This window comes from Galbibacter kalidii (assembly GCF_026241135.1).
Taxonomy (GTDB): Bacteria; Bacteroidota; Bacteroidia; order Flavobacteriales; family Flavobacteriaceae; genus Galbibacter.
In genome coordinates this window covers 371,755-389,845 of record NZ_JAPFGA010000002.1, presented here as the reverse complement: position 1 = coordinate 389,845, position 18,091 = coordinate 371,755, and the positions used below count along the sequence as shown (strand labels likewise).

The following is an 18,091-nucleotide window of genomic DNA, read 5'->3' as shown; positions in this document are numbered from 1 at the left end:
TTAAGTTTTGGGACAATACTATATTCCGTTATGTAATTCTATGGTCTATCAACCATAGGTTTGTTAGTTATTGTTATTAATATTTCTTTTTATGTTCTACATGTTTCCTGAACCCTTCAAGGGTTGATTTTCATTTGCCAACGCACCGGCTGGCCCGTTTCTAGAGATTGTCACCCTGAGCTTGTCGAAGGGTAGTGAAAGTCAAATAGTCTTCGACAGGCTCAGACTGACATCTCATCAATTCCATAAACCCTTTTAGGTGTTCTTTACAGACATAATCCATATATCACTTTTATAATTAATTCCGGAGCGATAGGAAGCCATCGCTTTTTTCCAGGTTTCACTTTTGTTCATATACACATAATGATATCCATTTTTCGGATTGATATAAATATTGGCATCATAGCCTTGTTGTTTCAATTCTTCTAGATAATACTCAGCACCTTTCGGATTGGCAAATACATTAGCGACGATATAATATTCCTTTTCAGGTTTTATGACAGGGGCTGTTTTTTTCTTTGATATCACCCTGCCATATCCATTCTCTTCTGATGCAAAAATTTCAGATATATACTCATCGGTACATTTATTTACTCCGTTGCCGGAAAGCATAACTTCAGGATTAAATGCCTGCTCTGTTCCACCACTGTTTTCGCCTTCTTCTTCAATATCGTTATTGGCATATGCCCCTTGTGAAGCATCCCTGCTATCTCCCTCTACATTCATGATCCAAGTCTCACCATCATACATGCCACCGAAACGGTCTTTGTACGCTTCTTTGGCATCGGTCATGTTATCATATCTTTTGATATAAACGTATTGCATGCCGTTCTTTTCGATGTAACCGGCGTCGATTCCCTGGTTTTTCAACTTGTCCAAGAAAGCGGTAAAATAAGGGCCGCCTTTATAGACATTGGCAATCACATATGCCCCGCTTTGCACTCCATTCACACGTGTTGCAGATGTAGTAGTTGACGAAGGCGATCTACTGCTACTTCCTGTGGGTTGTGAATAAGATCTTGATGTACGGGCACTTCTACTTGTATTGCTTGTTCTGTTTGAAGAACCAAGGTTGTTATAGTCGCTATCATACTTTGCCTGTGCAGCAGCATAGGCATCTTCGTCCATGGCTTTCATCATGTTTACTACGTCTTCTTTTACCTGTTGCTGGTTGTTGGCATTCTTGTTGTCGTTAATGTATTTTAGTATGTAAGCAAACCGTTTGTTGATATCATTCTTTCGGGCTTCTTCCATAGAATCCTGTTTGAACATCATCTCGTCTATGACCATATTGCTTTCGGCCAGTTCTTTCTGCAAACGTGCAATCTCGGCATCTTTATCAGTAACCGTATCCTGTTCTTCTTGAGCTTCTTCCTGCATTACCAGTTTTTCATCTTCTTCAAGGTCTTCAAGTACTCTGTCTTCAGTAAGTGTAGGCTGAAAAGTATAGGCGAAATTCACCTCGTGGGTAACCCCGAAATTGGACACTTGGTCTTCAATTCCCTTTTCAATGGTATAGCCTAAGGACAAACGCTTGGTCAGGTTAAACCCAAGACCGGCTGCTACCCCGTAATAGTCGTCATAGCCCGCCTGTATCCACCCGAGCTTTGGCAGATCGAGTATCAAACTTCCCGAAAGGTTCATATCTTCCTCTTCGCCTCCCACTCTGCGCACTCGACTCAAGATGCTGAATTTACCGTCTTCCATAATACCCTGACCGTTTTTAAACCGATCGGTATACATCAAGTGTGCGGCAAATGTTTTTTCATCAAAAGCGGTAAGGGTCTCGTTGGTTCTCATGTTGTAATCAAAGGCATTCTCCGCATAAAGTCCAACATCAAATCTCCCTAAGGACAGGTTGATTCCTGGTTGGAAAGACAAAAGCGATTGATCTTCCAAATCGGCTATGGTCGGGTCATTTTCCTGAGCTGTACTCAATCGGTTCCTATCCACCCCACTATTGTAGTAGGACATATTGAAACCGAAGGTCAGGTTACTCTTCTCCGAAAGTCTCACTCCGTAGGCATAGTTGGCAATAGCACCAAAGTTGGATATGATCCCGAAACGCTGGTGATACACACTCAGTCCAAGACCGGATCTATCACTGATCCTCCCTGAATAACTCGCCAAATAGGTTTGGTAATTGTCTTCAAAATTAACCCATTGATTTCTATGGTATAAGTTGAAGTATGAATTGTCTTCATTAACCGTTGAAAAAGTAGGGTTGATCATAAAGCGATCAAACTTCAACAAGTTTTGTCCGGGAATGCTAATAGCAGCCACAGGCATCTCTTCTTCTTGCGCAAAAAGGCAAGAGATGCTTAAGAGCAGGACTATTAATAACCCGGAGTTCTTCATTTTAATAAGCTACTTTTTAATTACAGTTATGGTTCCCTGCTTCAAAGTTTCTTTTCCTTTCATAATCCGGTAGTAATAAATCGGAGGATTACTTCCCGAAAAGGTAATACTTGAAGCCTGAGGCCAATTGTTTTGATATCCGCTTGTTGAAAATACAGGTGTTCCCGATTGCTCATAAATGTCTACCGTAACATCTTCTTGGTAAGCATACGAATTAGGAATCACCCACATATCGTTAAATCCGTCTCCATTTGGAGTCACCACATTGGGCACAACAAAACTAGTCAAATTTGTGACTTTAATGGTTTTTGTTACCTGACATTCTCCAACAGATGCCAATAAAGTATATTCTCCTTCTTCTGATAAGGTCACCGACGAGCTACTGCTCATCAATTCATGTTCTGTATTAAACCACTGATATGAATCTCCTCCGTAAGCGGATACAATCTTGGTTTCCCCTTCGGGAATAGATACTGTTTCTCCCACATCTACGGTCACTACTGAAGTATCAAAAGGCTCAATTACAAACTCGTTTGACACTTTTTCACAACCATTGGCTGCTATCTTCAATTGATATTTTCCTATGAGATTGGTTTCCAGTGAAGGTGTGCTTTCGCTAAGGGCAACGTGGTTTCTGTACCAAGTATAGGTGTAATCATCGCTTGTAACTGAAGATGAAATAACGATCATGTTCCCGTTTTCACAGCTTACATTTCCGCTACCGGTGATTTGAGGGGTTTCACTCAAACCGAGTTTCACTTCAACCACTTCGGAAGTTGCTGTTTTCCCTTCCTCTACAGCTACATCAAGTTTATACTTTCCGTTAAGGGAAGCATCACTAACAGTAATGCTTTGGGAAGTTTCATCTGCTAAAACATTGCCTTCATATATCCATTGGTATGAAAATCCGTTCAATACAGATTCAGGAAGGACGTAGGCATTACTGGTTCCCGGATTCGCTTCAATTTTATCCAGGGAAATCGTTACTGATGAATTCTCACATGCAGCATAATTGGAAGCTGAAATGTATGCCATATAATCCGACGGCTCGGTAATCTCAACGGCATCAGAAGTTTTACTGAACACACAACCCGCTCCCTGGGTTACCTCTACATGATAGGTTCCGATAGCAGAAACCACGAGTTCGCTTTGAGTTTCACCATCGAGAGCTGCACCATCCTTATACCACTGATAACCGGCTGAACCAGCATCCGTATTGGCTTGCAGGCTGATAGTCTGCTGAGGGAAAACAGTCGTTCCTTCCGGTGTGTCCACAGTTAAGGCAAAACTTTCCTTTTCAATGTTTACGGTTGAAGTTTGCTCGGTACACCCATTTCCTGTCTCCAATTCAACGTAATACTCCCCGGCAAAACCAGGATCATTACCATTGACTTCCAAGGTATTGCTATTGTTTTTAACTAACAATTGACCGTCTTTATACCAAGCGTAGGTCTTACTCGTATCTTCATGGTCAGTGGTTAGCGTATAGGTTTGGTCTGTGCAAAGAGAAACTTGTTTAGCGCCTAGTAACTCCATGCCCACAGCACTTTCAATAGACACCTCAACCAGATTCGATGACGTGCTTGAAGAGCAATAATCTCCATAGTCAAGCTCTGCAAAGTAAATGCCGGGTTCAGAAACTTCAAGCGAAGGACCATTTTCCCCGGGAATCAAAATCATATCCTTGTACCAATTATAAGCCGCCTCACCCGGATAGTTGTCCACCTCCAGATAGGAAGTCAAGGTTTCACAAACCGAAGCTTCCTCAAAATTATTGATAATCAAGTTGTCATTAACTCTGATGTAGTAAGCTCCAAACGAATCACTTACCGGACTCGTTTGAGCCGGACTAGTACTTCTTACCCGCAGTTTATAATTATCTCCACGGACTGTTTCAGGCATGGAAAGCTCTACATCAAAATCAAAAGTTGTGTTTTTGTCGGTAAACGTCGCCAAAGTGGTAGGGGAAGAAAAATTACCGGAGGCGTCGGAAAGTTCAAAAATAAATTTGTTGTCAGAGGCCACCATTTGTGTTGGCTCCCAACTGAATTTAACCGGAAAACTATTATACTCCACTGCGGCGCAAGCATCTTCAAAGCCCAGTACAGGCTTCTTGAGATCTTGGCCATACCCCAGTGCTATACTTGCAAAAAAAAGTAGCATCAGGCAGGAGCGAATAGATGGTTTGAGTAAAGTTCTATTCATAAGTTCATGTATTTGGGTATTACAAAGTAACGATTTTTTATAATACTAACCTAAAGTTATCACAATTTTATTAACAATTGTTTGTTTTGTGGTGAAACCCCGTATTTTATATTCCAAAGGGCTGTTTTTTAATATTTTAACTAAAATATACCCATTGGTTTTGGTAAAAATTAGTGTAAAGGAAGGGTTTTTTGTAGGTAAAGGGATTGTGTTTTTATGAATCTATTTTCTAGAAAACGAATGGTATATTTTAATACTAGTTATTTTATTTGGGTTTTGAAGTTTTTTGATTTTTGAAAAGTGAGACCTGAGACCTTCAAGGTTTTGAAAACCTTGAAGGTCATATTGCTTTATTGGATGTTTTCAATCTCTAAGTTTTTTCAAAAAGAAAATGTCCGGTGGGCATTTAAGCAAAGATGCCTGCTGGCATGCGGGCAAATCAAGATAGATTATGGAAAAACCAGAGGCTCGGGATTTTACACCCCTAAAGAGCTGCGCTCGCAAACTTCACGTCAAAATATATTTTGCCGCTCTGTTTGTCCTCAAGGGGACAATCTGTCCTTTCAAGCTTAAGGGGAGCAACAATAAATTCCCTCTTTTGAAAGGCCTGTGCTGAACAAAGTTTCAGTAGGGATTTAGAGGGATGTTCTTTGAAATTTACGTAATTTTGTCGCCTGATAATCCTAAAGAAATGGCAGAAGAAACAAAATCACTCAATTTTATCGAACATATCATCGAAGACGATCTGGAAAACGGCTTCGACAAACAGGATTTACGTTTTCGTTTCCCTCCTGAGCCCAATGGTTACCTGCACATAGGACATGCAAGTTCTATATGCCTGAATTTTGGTCTGGGACTGGATTATGACGCTCCGGTTAATCTCAGGTTTGACGATACTAATCCCGCCAAGGAAGAAAAAGAATATGTAGAAGCCATTAAAAGGGATGTTGAATGGCTTGGTTATAAATGGGATAAGGAATGTTACGCCTCCGATTATTTCCAGCAGCTCTACGATTGGGCTGTAGAATTGATCAAAAAAGGAAAAGCCTATGTGGATAGCCAAACTTCTGAGGAAATGGCTGAGCAAAAAGGTACTCCGTCCCAAACGGGAATCGAAAGTCCGTACAGGAACCGTTCGGTGGAAGAGAACTTGGATTTGTTTCAACGTATGAAAAACGGTGAATTTGAATCGGGAACCCATGTTTTACGTGCCAAAATCGATATGGCTTCTTCAAATATGTTGATGCGCGACCCGATCATGTATCGCATCCTTCATAAAGCTCACCATCGAACAAATACCGATTGGTGTATTTACCCAATGTATGACTGGACACACGGAGAGAGCGATTATATCGAACAAGTCTCACATTCTTTTTGTACGCTGGAATTTGCCATGCACCGCGAATTGTATGAATGGTTTTTGGATAATGTTTATGACGAAAACAAAGTAAAACCCAAGCAGCGTGAGTTTGCCAGAAGAAATTTAAGCCATACCGTAGTGAGTAAGCGGAAATTGCTTCGTTTGGTGGAAGATGGTGTAGTAAACGGATGGGACGATCCGCGTATGCCAACCATTTCCGGATTGAAAAGACGTGGTTACACCCCTGAATCCATAAAAAAGTTCGCAGAAACCATCGGAATTGCAAAACGGGAAAACCTCATTGATGTTTCTTTATTGGAATTCTGCGTAAGGGAAGACCTCAACAAAAAAGCCCCACGGGTGATGGGCGTCCTTAATCCGCTAAAAGTGGTTATCACTAACTATCCCGAAGATACCGAAGAATATCTCGATGCGGAAAACAATCCGGAAGAAGAAAACATGACCTATAGAAAGGTTCCTTTCTCAAGGGAACTCTATATTGAACAAGAAGATTTTAGGGAAGAAGCCAATAGGAAATTCTTCCGTTTAAAGCTTGGTAAAGAAGTACGACTTAAAAATGCCTATATCATTAAAGCTGAAAAAGCCATTAAAGATGATGAAGGTAATATTACTGAGGTGCATTGTACCTATGATCCGCTGAGTAAAAGTGGGAGTGGTACTCCGGAAAGTCAACGAAAAGTAAAAGGAACCCTGCATTGGGTATCCATTCCACATGCCAAAGAAGTAGAAGTACGCGAATATGACCGTCTCTTTACAGATCCGGAACCCGACAGACATGAAGGCAAGGATTTTATGGAGTTTATAAATCCGGATTCACTGCGTGTTACAAAAGCTTTTGTTGAACCAAGCCTGGCCGATGCCAAAGCCGGTGAACATTTTCAGTTTCAAAGAATCGGATATTTTATCGTCGATCCTGATTCAACCGACGAAAAGCTCGTTTTTAATAAAACCGTAGAGCTACGCGATAGTTGGGCAAAGATTGATGCTAAGAAGTAGCTAGTATTAAGTACAAAGGGTTTCCGTTTGTTCTTCATCTGATTTAAGGACTTAAGATAAAAGATAACGCTTCTAAAAAGCTCTAAATTCTGATGTCATGCTGAGCTTGTCGAAGCACAGTTAACTAAAATCAACAAGTCTTCGGCAGGCCTGCCTGACGGTAGGCAGGCTCAGACTGACAAATCAAATTGATCAAGGCTTTTTTAGAAACCTTCTAGCTAGGTATTTGTTTTAATCCCTACAACTTTAACTAATTCAGCCTCTTATAAACTGCTTAATTTTGTACATTGTAGTCGGATTCTTCTTTATGGGGAATTTTAAATCAACCTAGAGGGACTCGATTGCAACAACAATGAGTATTTGGCAAATTTTAATCAGTATATTTTGTGGTGTAGGGCTTTTTCAAGGCCTTGTTTTGGCGATTTATCTTATTGGCAGAAGTAAATTCAGTTTATCTCCTTCATTATTTCTTGGAGTGATGCTTATCGGTATCGCCTTCAGGCTTGCCAAATCCTATTTTGTGTTTTTGCCCATGGTTGAATATCCTGAATGGGGAGTTTTAGCCGGAGTAGCAGGTTTGTGGCTTATCGGACCTTCCTATTTTTTATATCAGAAGTGTCTTCATAAATCTGTAGTGACCAGAATACATTTCCTTCATTACCTCCCTGCATTTATCATCATCGGGTTGGGCATTTTCAATTGGGGCGACTATATCATCAGTTTTTATTATAGCGGACTATTACAAATGGCCTTGTATTTCGGAATTGGATATTATTTCGCCAAATACCGTAACACCGGTCCCCTCCCCAATCATTTTCCTGTTTTTTCCATCAGTGTGTTTATCTTGCTAGTCTGTTTTGTAGTACAGGCATACATCGAAGGAATTACCGTCTATGCAACCGGATCTGTTCTGGCCGTTGTTCTGCTGTATTTTATCAGTTATAAAATCCTTCAAAATTCATCGCTGCTGAATGATGTTTCCAATGGAAAAACATTGAATAAGGACGAGGTAAACGAAGTGATTTCCACACTCAATACCGTTTTTGAAAAAGAGAAACTACACAGAAGCAAAGGACTCACTGTGGCGGACGTTTCCCGGGTTTCCGGTCATGCTTCCTATCGCGTTTCTCAGGCCATCAATCAAAAACTCGGACTTCGATTTAATGACTACGTGAATAAATTCAGAATAAAAGAAGCCACTACACGCTTAAAAGATACAACGGCCAATGACAAGGTGGAAGTCATTGCTGACGAAGTTGGGTTTTCCAGCATGTCTTCCATGTATCAGGCTTTTAAAAAAGAAACCGGGCTCACACCCCATGCCTACAGACGTAGATATTTAACAGTGACTGCAGCTGACTAACTTATTCTTTTCAAAAAAACCAGTTTTGTCCTAAACAAATTTTACCTGTTCTTTTTTGCATCGCCCAAAAAAGTCTAGGCTGACGATAAAAACATAAAAAATACTACGGAATCCCCAGCCACACCTGCCTGCCGGCAGGCAGGGATAAAAATAACTCATTCCGCCTTAGGGCGGAACTCAAACAGATTTTTATCTTTAACCCCCACTGCTTCCTTGATTTTCAATGTTTTTATCGTAGGCCGGAACCAAACCCGAAAACCTTGGAATTTAGTCTAAGCCTCAGTTAATTTCATAAATTAAACACAAACGTTTAGGACGTTATTGCAAAAAAACACCCTTTGCCTATTGCAAATTTAGAAGAAAGAGCCTTGCAAAAGTTCACTAAGGTGTGGGAGATGACAAAGGATGTTTTAAGCTTAAGTTAGTTTGATGTTGGTTAAATCCATTGGTAGTTTCCTAAGCCTGACTCCGGTTAAATTGAAAATAGCATTGTTGAGAGCCGGAGCGATAGGAGGTAAAGCAGGTTCGCCTACCCCACCCGGAGTATCTTGGTTCGCGATGATATGTGTTTCCATTTCCGGAACTTCATTTATGCGCATCAGGTTGTATTGATGAAAGTTTTGCTGCATACAAACCCCGTTTTCATAGGTGATTTCTTCTTTAGTGGCCGCACTTAATCCCATAACTATACTACCTTCCATCTGTGCCCGTACCATGTCTTCATTGACAAAAAGTCCGCAATCCAAAACAGATATCACCTTCTTCACCCTTACCCCCTGTCCTTCGGAAACAATAAAGACACAGGCTGCTGAAATACTCTCAAATGATTTCCAGATGGCAATACCACGAGCGGTCCCTCCTGGCAAGGCTTCGTGATAATTTGCTTTTTCAGCCAATGTGTTTAATACCAATCGGTATCTTTCATCTTTAAGGATATCCAATCGTGCTTTTAGCGGGTCTATCCCCCCAAGGTGGGCAAGTTCATCGATAAAACATTCCTGTCCGAATGCAAAACTTCCCGCATAAACAGACCGCCACCACATGATGGGAATATCTGCCACCACCCGGGTATAGCTGATTTTTGTGTGATCGAGCACATATTTGCTGTTTTCAAAGCCTATTTCCCTTCCAATTCCCTCATCTACTTCACCTACTTTTGGAGAACCATTAATTTGTCCGTATATGCTTTCACCAATAGCATGATGATGGAGGCCCGTTATTTTCCCGTTTTCAACCGTGCCCTGTAATTTAGAAAGCGAGCCCGCACGGTATGGTCCTTGTGAAACATCCTCCTCCCTGGTCCATGTCACTTTTACCGGTTTCTGTAACTTTTTGGAAAGCATCCCAGCTTCCAAAAGAAAATCATGATAGGATTTTCGTCCAAAAGAGCCGCCCATGAGTTTGACATTCACTTTTACATTCTCAGGAGGCACTTCCATATATTCTGCCATTTGGTCTTTAATCTGTCCCGGGCCTTGCACACCGGCCCATACTTCTATGGTTCCATTGTCTTTTACCTCAACAATTCCATTCATGGGTTCTATCGGAGCGTGTGACAAAAAATTAGATTCGTACAGCCCTTCAGCTTTTATCCTTGACTTTGAAAAATGCTGATCAAAAGTTCCGGTTTCAGAATATAACGCTCCTGGATTTCCGGCTGCTGTGTATAAGCTTTCAGAATAGTCTTGTGTACTCACATGATCTCCTTCACCGCCCCATTCCACCTGTAATGCCTTTTTGCCCTGCATTGCCGCCCAAGAGGAATCAGCTATGACAGCCACTGCATCAAATTTGGTATAAAGCATGCTGCGTTCACATTTCATCACATCGATAACGCCCTCCACTTTTAGTGCTTCAGTAGCATTGATGGATACCACTTTTCCTAAAAGCGTAGGGGAATGCAAGATGGAAGCATGTATCATTCTTGGCACTTGCATATCAATACTGTAGGTTGATTTTCCTGTAATTCGTTCAATAACATCCCCCCGTTTGTGGCTTTTTCCTATTAATTTAAATTCAGATTTACTTTTCAATGTAGGGTTTTCCGGGACTTCTAAAGTAGAAGCCAGCGTGACCAGATCCCCATATTTGAATTTTCTGTCATCAATTCTGTTATAAACATGTGCATTCTCTGCATAGCATTCTGCTAATGGTATTTCCCAGCTTCGGCTGGCAGCATTCAGTAGCATCTGCCTTACTGCTGCCCCGGCTTTTCGAAGAGGTTCCCACGATCTTCTCACTGCTCCACTTCCCCCCGATATCTGAGGGTCATACTTTGCCTGTCCGTCACTTGGTATGATGCGTACCTCTTCCAGTCCGACTTCAAGTTCTTCGGCAATCATTGCTGCTGATGCCTGAATGGATCCCTGACCCATGTCTGGATTCGGATTTACCAGTGTGATGTTGCTTTCGGTATCTATGTGTATAAATGGTGATAGTTCATGGGAAACACTATCTGCCTCAACACTGAAAAGCTTGGTCACATTGCCCAACGTAAACCCAACAGCCAGTCCTGATGAGACCATAACAGTGTTTTTTATAAAATTTCTTCGGTTTGTTATTAGTGTCATAGCATTTGCCTTTTAAATCCCACTAAGGGGTCTTATTATTTAATACTCTACATTGAGATGAGTTAAGGTCTATTTATTTGAATACCTCATGTGCTTGTCCCTGTGAAATATTCCCAGAGGAATTTCACAGGACTTGCCCTATGGTAGTTGATTATTATCTTCTGATAATTGAGTAGCCAAACGAATGGCTTTTTTTATTCTATCGTATGTACCACAACGACAGATGTTGCCAGACATCGCGTCTAATATTTCACCATCACTGGGGTTGGGGTTTTGTTCAAGTAAATGCACTGCACTCATAATTTGTCCGCTTTGGCAATACCCGCACTGTGGAACCTGAAGTTCCTCCCAGGCTTGTTGTACGGGATGAAGTTCAGCATTGCCTATCCCCTCTATGGTGGTTACTTCTGCTTCCCCTACAGAATCAATTGGCGTCACACATGATCGCACTGCGTTTCCGTCCAAATGAACAGTACAAGCTCCACACTGACCTATACCACAACCGTACTTTGTACCTGTTTTTTGCAAAACTTCCCTCAACACCCATAGTAAAGGCATGTTTTCATCACATGTGAAGGATTGATCTTCTCCATTAATATTGATTGTATAAGTAGCCATTGATTTTGAATTTTATGATGTTAAAAATAATATGTAAAGAATATAATTAGCTAATAATCATTGGGTTAATTACTACGGATTTAGCTAAAACGAAAAAAAGAATATGAGAACAGCTATTTATCAAGCCTTATAAATGAAATTTAGAATCCCCGAAAAAATATTATATTTGAATTCTCCCCCCTTGTGAATAACAAAAACCTACAACTTATGGCGACATCCGTTTTGATGAAAAGCATACAGGAAAAGTATGTACAAGGCATCAATAAATTGCTTGAAACTGAAAAAAAGTTAACTCCCGACAACATCATTACGCTCTCAGAAAAACTATATGCCAATTTTAAAGTAAGAGGCATTTCAGTTGAAGAAACCAAAGAAAACGACATGCTTTTGTTTCAATATGGCACCTACGATTGGGGTGACGAATTAGGAGAGCACTTTAGTTTTGACATTACACGTCAATTTTATAAAAAGAACGGTGATATATACCAACTTTCCCTGACTTTAATCTTTGATCCTATAAACTTTAAAGAATTAAACCCCTACAATAAGTGGAGCTCCTATTTTCAAAGTATAGGCGAATGGGCAACACATATAAAAACCACACAGGGTTATCATTTGAGCAAATCACAGCCTATACAATCTTATGAACTGACGATGGACAGGGTATAAAGTCTTCGAAATAAAACTCTTGTCTCATAATACAACGTTAGTCAGAATTAACACAAAAGCGTCAATCCATTTAAAAAACCTTACAATGAACATAGAAAAACTAGCCTATAACAAACAGCTTAAAAAGCTCGAACTTGAAGACATTCCGTTTAATCAACTTCCGCTGTACAATATTCCAAAACCTTCTTATCAAAATCAACCATCCTATATAGTTGTAAGGTGGAAAAACAATAATTCTATAGATAAACATGAATTTATAGACCTACTATTAAAACACTTGTCAAAAACGCTAAACGACACTGTTTTAAAATTAATCATCATCACTCCAAGACACATCGGATCGCCATACAATGCTTTTGCTTTTTTAGCAAGTAAACAAATTGTAGCACTACATTTTGAAGATTCGGAACACTTCAAGCAGTGGATGGAAATCATTTTTGAAAAATTTAAAGGTCCTCAGCACGACAAAGTCAATGGAACGCTGGAAAATCAATCTGAACCTATCTCTCAATTTATGCTTAATATAACAGGTAGTGGGCATTCCATTAGTCCGGTCAAAGCAATAAATGATAGCGAAAAACCATATAAAAACACAGGTAAATTCATCTTTAAAAATGTCCCTCAAAAGTATAATGAAAAAGAAATTAGCGACGAAAGGCAGGATTTTATCAAAAAATATATCGATACCAGTGGCGCGAAACTCGATTTGGCGGAAATAAACAGTCTGTTCAAAACATTTATAGCAATCAAAGGGCTCAAGCCTACACCTCCGGTGGACAATGAGCAGACTTATCAAGAATTTGAAAACACAAGCGGTATACCATTTCCGGCGGAATTAAAGGCACTGAATGATCTGCACAATGGATTTGAACACGACGATGAGGTCAAACAAGAATGGTTTTCGTTTTTATCTGCTGAGCAAGTCCTAAAAGAATGGAAAAACTGGAAAACGGTTTATGATGATTGGACGCTGGAAGATTTGACCGGGAATATTGACCCTGATGGGGAAAAAACTATTGGGATGTACACCAATCCGTATTGGATTCCTTTTTGTTCCACCGGCGGCGGAAATTTTATCGGTATAGATTATGCCCCAGGTAGTCAAGGGAAGTCGGGACAGCTAATCGCTTTTGGGGCCGATGAATATAAAATCAGGTTTATTGCCGAGGATCTGGGCGACTTTTTACAGCAGTTTATTGATGGTAAAGATGTTTTAGATAATGGGTTTGACGATTAAGCATGTCTACCTCTCTAATCGTTACACTAGTGTAGTGCGGAAAACCAAAAAGATAAAAACCTAACGACCAACGCTGTGAGTTTTTTAAAAAACATATTCAATAAAATTCCTTTTCCCAATGCACCGAATTTGATATGCGGCATTGGGGAATCGGAAATTGGACATCGGGAAATTTTGATTTCAGAATATCCCTTTGAACCCTCCATTGCATTTCCGAACAGGAGGATAAAAGCAGATGAAATCGATTGGGTGTGTTATATTTCCGGGCCTGCGAAAATTAAAGTTGATAAAGACCTCATTTTTATTTCTACTGAATTGAAAAACGAGCTGAAAAAATTTGCTCAGCGAAATAAAATCAAGATCCAGGAACACAGCTGGAATTGGGAATGGATTTTAGATCCCTATCTTGATACAACATTAACTGCTGAAGAAGAAAAAAGGCTTTTAAAAAACCTCTCAGAAAACGGATTGGAAAAAGCTGAAGTCGAACGAATACGAAACGAAGTGGGTCAACAAATGCTCAAATACAACTTCGACACCATGCTTTGGGAATGGTGTAGTTTAGGACTTTATGATGTGCTTTCCGCTATGCGGGCAAAATACGATGAAGAAAAATTTCGTGAATTTTACGTTAGGGCAATAGAAATAGAACAACGTGGGAAAAACAAAACAAACAACTAAAACAGAGGACAATTGTCATGGCAAGACTTACTTGGAAAGAAGGAACAATGTTGAGTATCGAAACACGAAAGGGTGTTTTCGCTCTTGCGCAAATGATTAAATCACCATACTTGGCGTTCTTTGATATCTTTTCTGAACAAATAAACTTTAAAGACGCCCCTCTTGATAATAAAAGACTCCTCTTCTGTAGCGCTGTCACCAAACAATTTTTAAAATCAAGCAACATCATGAAGTTGAAAGGTGTGGCTCCTGAACAAAATCTCAACATCCCAAAATATTGGATAAAAATATTTCCCGGGAGTCGAGATACCGTGGTTTTTCAAGGAACGGACAAGGAAAGAAATTTAGCTGTTTTGGGAGAGGTTCCTGGCGGACAGTTGATTGAACAAAATATCGAAAACGGAGGGTTCCAGTCAGAATCAGTAGTTCTTGACACTATCCCTACCGACGATGATAAAACTATTGCACAATATGAGACCACCTCATTAGGCGTACACCCGGAATTGAATGAAAGGCTTTACTTGTGTTATTTGAACGATAAAAATGTCGATCCCATGAAATTGATTTATTTTGATAAAGATCTCCCTTTAGCATATACTTCTTATGTCTATGCCATCACCAATGATGCAAAAAAACTAGGATATTAAAACAAAAACCTGCACAAAATGAACACAATAACCAAAATAAAAAACACTTCTTCTACTCTCAATCGGAATTTTATTAACGCAAATCCTTTCGCGTTATATAGAATTACCTGATTTTGCTAAAGGTGCATTAACCGGGGTCGGGATTATGCTGATCGCATTAATGAAAGGGAATTTTAAATCTGCTCGTTCAAAATAGAAATATTGGGTTATTCATTATAAAAATAGCAATCGTTTCGGTTTACCTATCCATAAATTCACAGAAAAAAGGGTAAATTTGAAAGAAGGGATAAATGCCATTGTGTTTATTTAACCCATTTTAGGGGGATAAACAGCATTATATGGAGGTTATAAATAAGTTGATGGCAAGTTTGAAGAATGATTACGGAAAGAAGAACAGTTCCGGTTTATTTAACCGCAATAAAACTAGAAATCAGTTCAGAAAAGCAACAACCTAAAAAATATATTGAACCAAATCTACTAACAGATTTTCTTTATCCAAATATAAGAGTGTAAGTCCATAAGTGTCGTGAATACCGTGCACTAACACAAGAAGTACTAGGTTGTTCCTGTTTCTATAAAAAATATAAGACATAATTAATGCCAAAAACGTAATGCTAATCATCCCAGAAAGCCCTTGGTAATAATGTGATACGCCAAAATATACCGAAATTAATACGCCTGATGCCAACCAAGCCCGATTGCTGTTCCCAAAAAGTTCTGCTAACCACTTCATATAATAACCCCGAAAAATTAATTCCTCGCCAAAAGCGGCAAAAATCCAAACAATTGCCAATGTGATGAGATATTCAGCCGTATCGTGGACAATGCCTTGCAAAGAGGAAAGGTCAGGTTCGCCGAAAAAGTGTTCAACTAAAGTGCTAAAAAGGGTATCCACCACAATAAATCCTATCGTTATGAGGAATGCCCATAAAACGGTTTTCATATTGATTTTTTTGCCGAAACCAAATAATGACAAATTGAACCCACTTGACCATAAAATCAATAAAACAATGCTCAAACAAAAAAAATAGCTGAAATTTCTGTCCAAATAATTTAAAAACGGCGCAAAAAGCATTACCAATACAACTGCATAAGGTTTAGATAATGTAGCATAGGTTTTTTCTTTTCTTGATAAAGGTTTTAATTTTTCCATAATGTGATTGCTGTTAAAGTTGTATTTTCCTTCCTGTATGAAGCGCCCTGTAATACTTATTGTTTTCTATGAGCAAGCCTTCTGATTGTTGTGGGGGAAAGGTTTTTTTATAATCTTTTGGGTGGATAACGTCAATGCCGAAAACTTTTCCGTTGTACATTTTTTTAACTTTGAATTGTGGCGTATGCCCAACAATGATTGCTTTGGCATTGAATTGGTTCAGGCCTTTTTCAATTTCTTCTTGAGATAAGTCATCGTAAAAGTAACCTCGGTACCAAGACGGGCCTTTTGTGGTAGAGATAAGCAACTGTTTTAAATTTTTCTCTTTTTTCGGATAATAGACCTGACGGTAATTTTGCCTGACGATCGAGTTTATTTCTTCAATACTCGTGTCGTAATTGGTAATTGCAGGGTGTAATCCGCCGTGAAGAAAAAGGTTCCCATTTATAAGTTCCAAGGTATTTTTGCTTGCCATCCATCTGCCGATAAAGGAGTTTTCATTATAGAGCTCATATTGTTGTTTGCCTAAAATAGTAGCGGCATAAAAATATTTTGGAGAAGCTTTCCTGTAATCGCCTTGTAAGTTTTTAATTTCATGATTGCCCAAAATAAAGTGAACTCTCCCGCCTGATTTTTTGGCTTCCTGTTCCAATTTATAAATAAACCAAAGGACTTGGGTCGTGGAAAAACCCCTGTCAACAAAATCGCCAACAAGCACCAAATGCCCGTTTCCAAAGGTCCATTCCAAATCTTTATTGATTACTTTATTGTTGATTAAGAAATCTCGAAATGTTTTATAACCGCTTTCAACATCAGAGATGGCAAGGATTTTATTACTATCTTCATAGATAGCCTTTGGGGTATGTATATTGGCATCAATGGCAAACTCGAAATGAGAACCATCAAGATTGAAATAACTGCTCGTTTTGATTTTTGAACCGATGTGGTATTCTTTACGTCCAACCCGCATTCCATCTTCTTTGTTACCCGTGATATGGTTGACACTAATAACACTGTTGTTTTCAAAAAAGATGTACGGCCCTTCTTGTATCCAATTTCTTTTAACGGGATTATCAGCGTAATAAATGGTCCCGTTCAATGACCAAATCGTAACAACAGCTATTGATAAAAGCACCAATATAGTTGCAAAAATGTGCTTGAAGTATTTCAATATACGTCTTTTCATTTGCCCAATTTTAAATTTCAGGCTAATGTAGAAGGATGCTGTTTTAGAAAAAAAGTATTGGGATATAAACCATTTTGGGTGTTTAAAAAACTGCTTTAAGCGTGACAAAGTACGTTCACCACACTTTTGGGAGGTTTTACCCTATATTTGAGTTGGTTTGACACCACTTTTTGAAGGTTGAAAATGGATTGTTTAGTTTTATGCTATGATTAAATGGATTGAGGCTAATAAAAAACCATTGGCGATTGTTGCCGTTGTTTCTGCATTGATACCAATGCTGATAACGGCTTATGAACTTGTTTTTAAGGGCAAGGAAGCGGTCGCATATACATTTAATTCCACCATTGGGGTTTTGATAATCCTGTATTATGTGTTGCTGATAATTGCCGGTGTATCGATAGGCATATATTGGCTTATCAATCAGATTAGGCACATCATTCAGCTTAAAAATGAAAAAACCAATATGGAACTGATGCATTTAAAGGCACAGATAAACCCTCACTTTTTCTTTAATATTTTGAATAATTTATATGGTTTGGTCGATAAAGATTCTGAAAAAGCCAAACATCTGATTTTGAAATTGTCAGAAATGATGCGTTACAGCATTTACGAAGGGCAAAGGGGATTCGTAACTTTAAGGAAAGAAATAAGCTTTATTTTCAATTTCATCGAATTACATAAAATGCGGTATCACAAAAATGTAGAGGTTGAGTTTATTGTTGAAGCAGAAGATGAAGACATAAAAATTATGCCATTGGCTTTTATAATTTTGGTGGAGAATGCTTTTAAACACGGTGTTGAAAACTTGCGTCAAAATGCCTATGTGAAGGCAAAACTTCAAACAAGCAAAGAAAATATCTATTTTGAAATAGAGAATAATTTTGATTCACAAACCACAACAGAAAAAGGTTTGGGGTTGAAAAATTTAAAAAGAAGATTGGAACTTGTTTATCCAAATCGCCATAAATTGGAAACCATATCTACAAACAGCATTTTTAAAGCACAATTAACTTTGAACCAATGATAA

At 39.1% G+C, this 18,091-nt stretch carries 13 protein-coding genes; 7 read left to right on the top strand and 6 right to left on the bottom strand.

Going from position 1 to position 18,091, the window contains the following annotated elements; all coding sequences use genetic code 11:
• Positions 1-255 precede the first annotated feature (255 nt).
• Together OOZ15_RS03945 and OOZ15_RS03940 are read right to left on the bottom strand one after the other, a co-directional pair.
• Entirely contained in the window at positions 256-2,358 is a 2,103-nt protein-coding gene (locus OOZ15_RS03945) for a PorP/SprF family type IX secretion system membrane protein (protein WP_265954486.1), read from the bottom strand.
• A gap of 9 nt (positions 2,359-2,367) precedes the next feature.
• On the bottom strand, positions 2,368-4,563 hold the full coding sequence (locus OOZ15_RS03940) for a T9SS type B sorting domain-containing protein (RefSeq protein ID WP_265954484.1): 2,196 nt from the start codon (positions 4,561-4,563) through the stop codon (positions 2,368-2,370).
• A 691-nt stretch (positions 4,564-5,254) separates the two neighbouring features.
• Between OOZ15_RS03940 and OOZ15_RS03935 the strand changes: the two genes are divergently transcribed.
• The gene (locus tag OOZ15_RS03935; RefSeq protein ID WP_265954482.1) at positions 5,255-6,940 is read left to right on the top strand and encodes a glutamine--tRNA ligase/YqeY domain fusion protein; all 1,686 of its coding nucleotides are present in this window, start codon (positions 5,255-5,257) and stop codon (positions 6,938-6,940) included.
• 352 nt (positions 6,941-7,292) lie between these two features.
• Positions 7,293-8,303: a helix-turn-helix domain-containing protein gene (locus tag OOZ15_RS03930; RefSeq protein ID WP_265954480.1), complete on the top strand. Its 1,011-nt coding sequence runs from the start codon at positions 7,293-7,295 to the stop codon at positions 8,301-8,303.
• A gap of 416 nt (positions 8,304-8,719) precedes the next feature.
• Here OOZ15_RS03930 and OOZ15_RS03925 read toward each other — a convergent pair whose 3' ends face one another.
• Both OOZ15_RS03925 and OOZ15_RS03920 read right to left on the bottom strand, forming a co-directional pair.
• Positions 8,720-10,873 (bottom strand): xanthine dehydrogenase family protein molybdopterin-binding subunit, encoded by a 2,154-nt coding sequence (locus OOZ15_RS03925; RefSeq protein WP_265954478.1) that lies wholly within the window; start codon positions 10,871-10,873, stop codon positions 8,720-8,722.
• A 138-nt stretch (positions 10,874-11,011) separates the two neighbouring features.
• Positions 11,012-11,491 carry a (2Fe-2S)-binding protein gene (locus OOZ15_RS03920; RefSeq protein ID WP_265954476.1) on the bottom strand — a complete coding sequence of 160 codons (480 nt, stop codon included), beginning with the start codon at positions 11,489-11,491 and terminating at the stop codon, positions 11,012-11,014.
• A 207-nt stretch (positions 11,492-11,698) separates the two neighbouring features.
• Here OOZ15_RS03920 and OOZ15_RS03915 point away from each other — a divergent pair, with 207 nt between their 5' ends.
• The 4 genes from OOZ15_RS03915 (at position 11,699) to OOZ15_RS03900 (ending at position 14,725) form a co-directional block, all read left to right on the top strand.
• Entirely contained in the window at positions 11,699-12,160 is a 462-nt protein-coding gene (locus OOZ15_RS03915) for a hypothetical protein (protein ID WP_265954474.1), read from the top strand.
• 85 nt (positions 12,161-12,245) lie between these two features.
• Positions 12,246-13,397, top strand: a complete 1,152-nt coding sequence (locus OOZ15_RS03910; protein WP_265954472.1) for an SMI1/KNR4 family protein — start codon at positions 12,246-12,248, stop codon at positions 13,395-13,397.
• 75 nt (positions 13,398-13,472) lie between these two features.
• Positions 13,473-14,078 carry a hypothetical protein gene (locus OOZ15_RS03905; protein ID WP_265954470.1) on the top strand — a complete coding sequence of 202 codons (606 nt, stop codon included), beginning with the start codon at positions 13,473-13,475 and terminating at the stop codon, positions 14,076-14,078.
• Positions 14,079-14,095: 17 nt separating this feature from the next.
• Positions 14,096-14,725, top strand: coding sequence for a hypothetical protein (locus OOZ15_RS03900; protein ID WP_265954468.1), 630 nt, complete (start codon positions 14,096-14,098; stop codon positions 14,723-14,725).
• Between the two features lie 451 nt (positions 14,726-15,176).
• On the opposite strand, the gene OOZ15_RS03895 is transcribed toward OOZ15_RS03900, so the two are convergent.
• Both OOZ15_RS03895 and OOZ15_RS03890 read right to left on the bottom strand, forming a co-directional pair.
• Positions 15,177-15,878, bottom strand: coding sequence for a CPBP family intramembrane glutamic endopeptidase (locus OOZ15_RS03895; RefSeq protein WP_265954466.1), 702 nt, complete (start codon positions 15,876-15,878; stop codon positions 15,177-15,179).
• A 13-nt stretch (positions 15,879-15,891) separates the two neighbouring features.
• Positions 15,892-17,064, bottom strand: a complete 1,173-nt coding sequence (locus tag OOZ15_RS03890; RefSeq protein WP_265954465.1) for a metallophosphoesterase — start codon at positions 17,062-17,064, stop codon at positions 15,892-15,894.
• A 205-nt stretch (positions 17,065-17,269) separates the two neighbouring features.
• On the opposite strand from OOZ15_RS03890, the gene OOZ15_RS03885 reads away from it, so the two are divergent.
• Positions 17,270-18,088, top strand: coding sequence for a sensor histidine kinase (locus tag OOZ15_RS03885; RefSeq protein ID WP_265954464.1), 819 nt, complete (start codon positions 17,270-17,272; stop codon positions 18,086-18,088).
• The last annotated feature ends 3 nt before the right edge of the window (positions 18,089-18,091 follow it).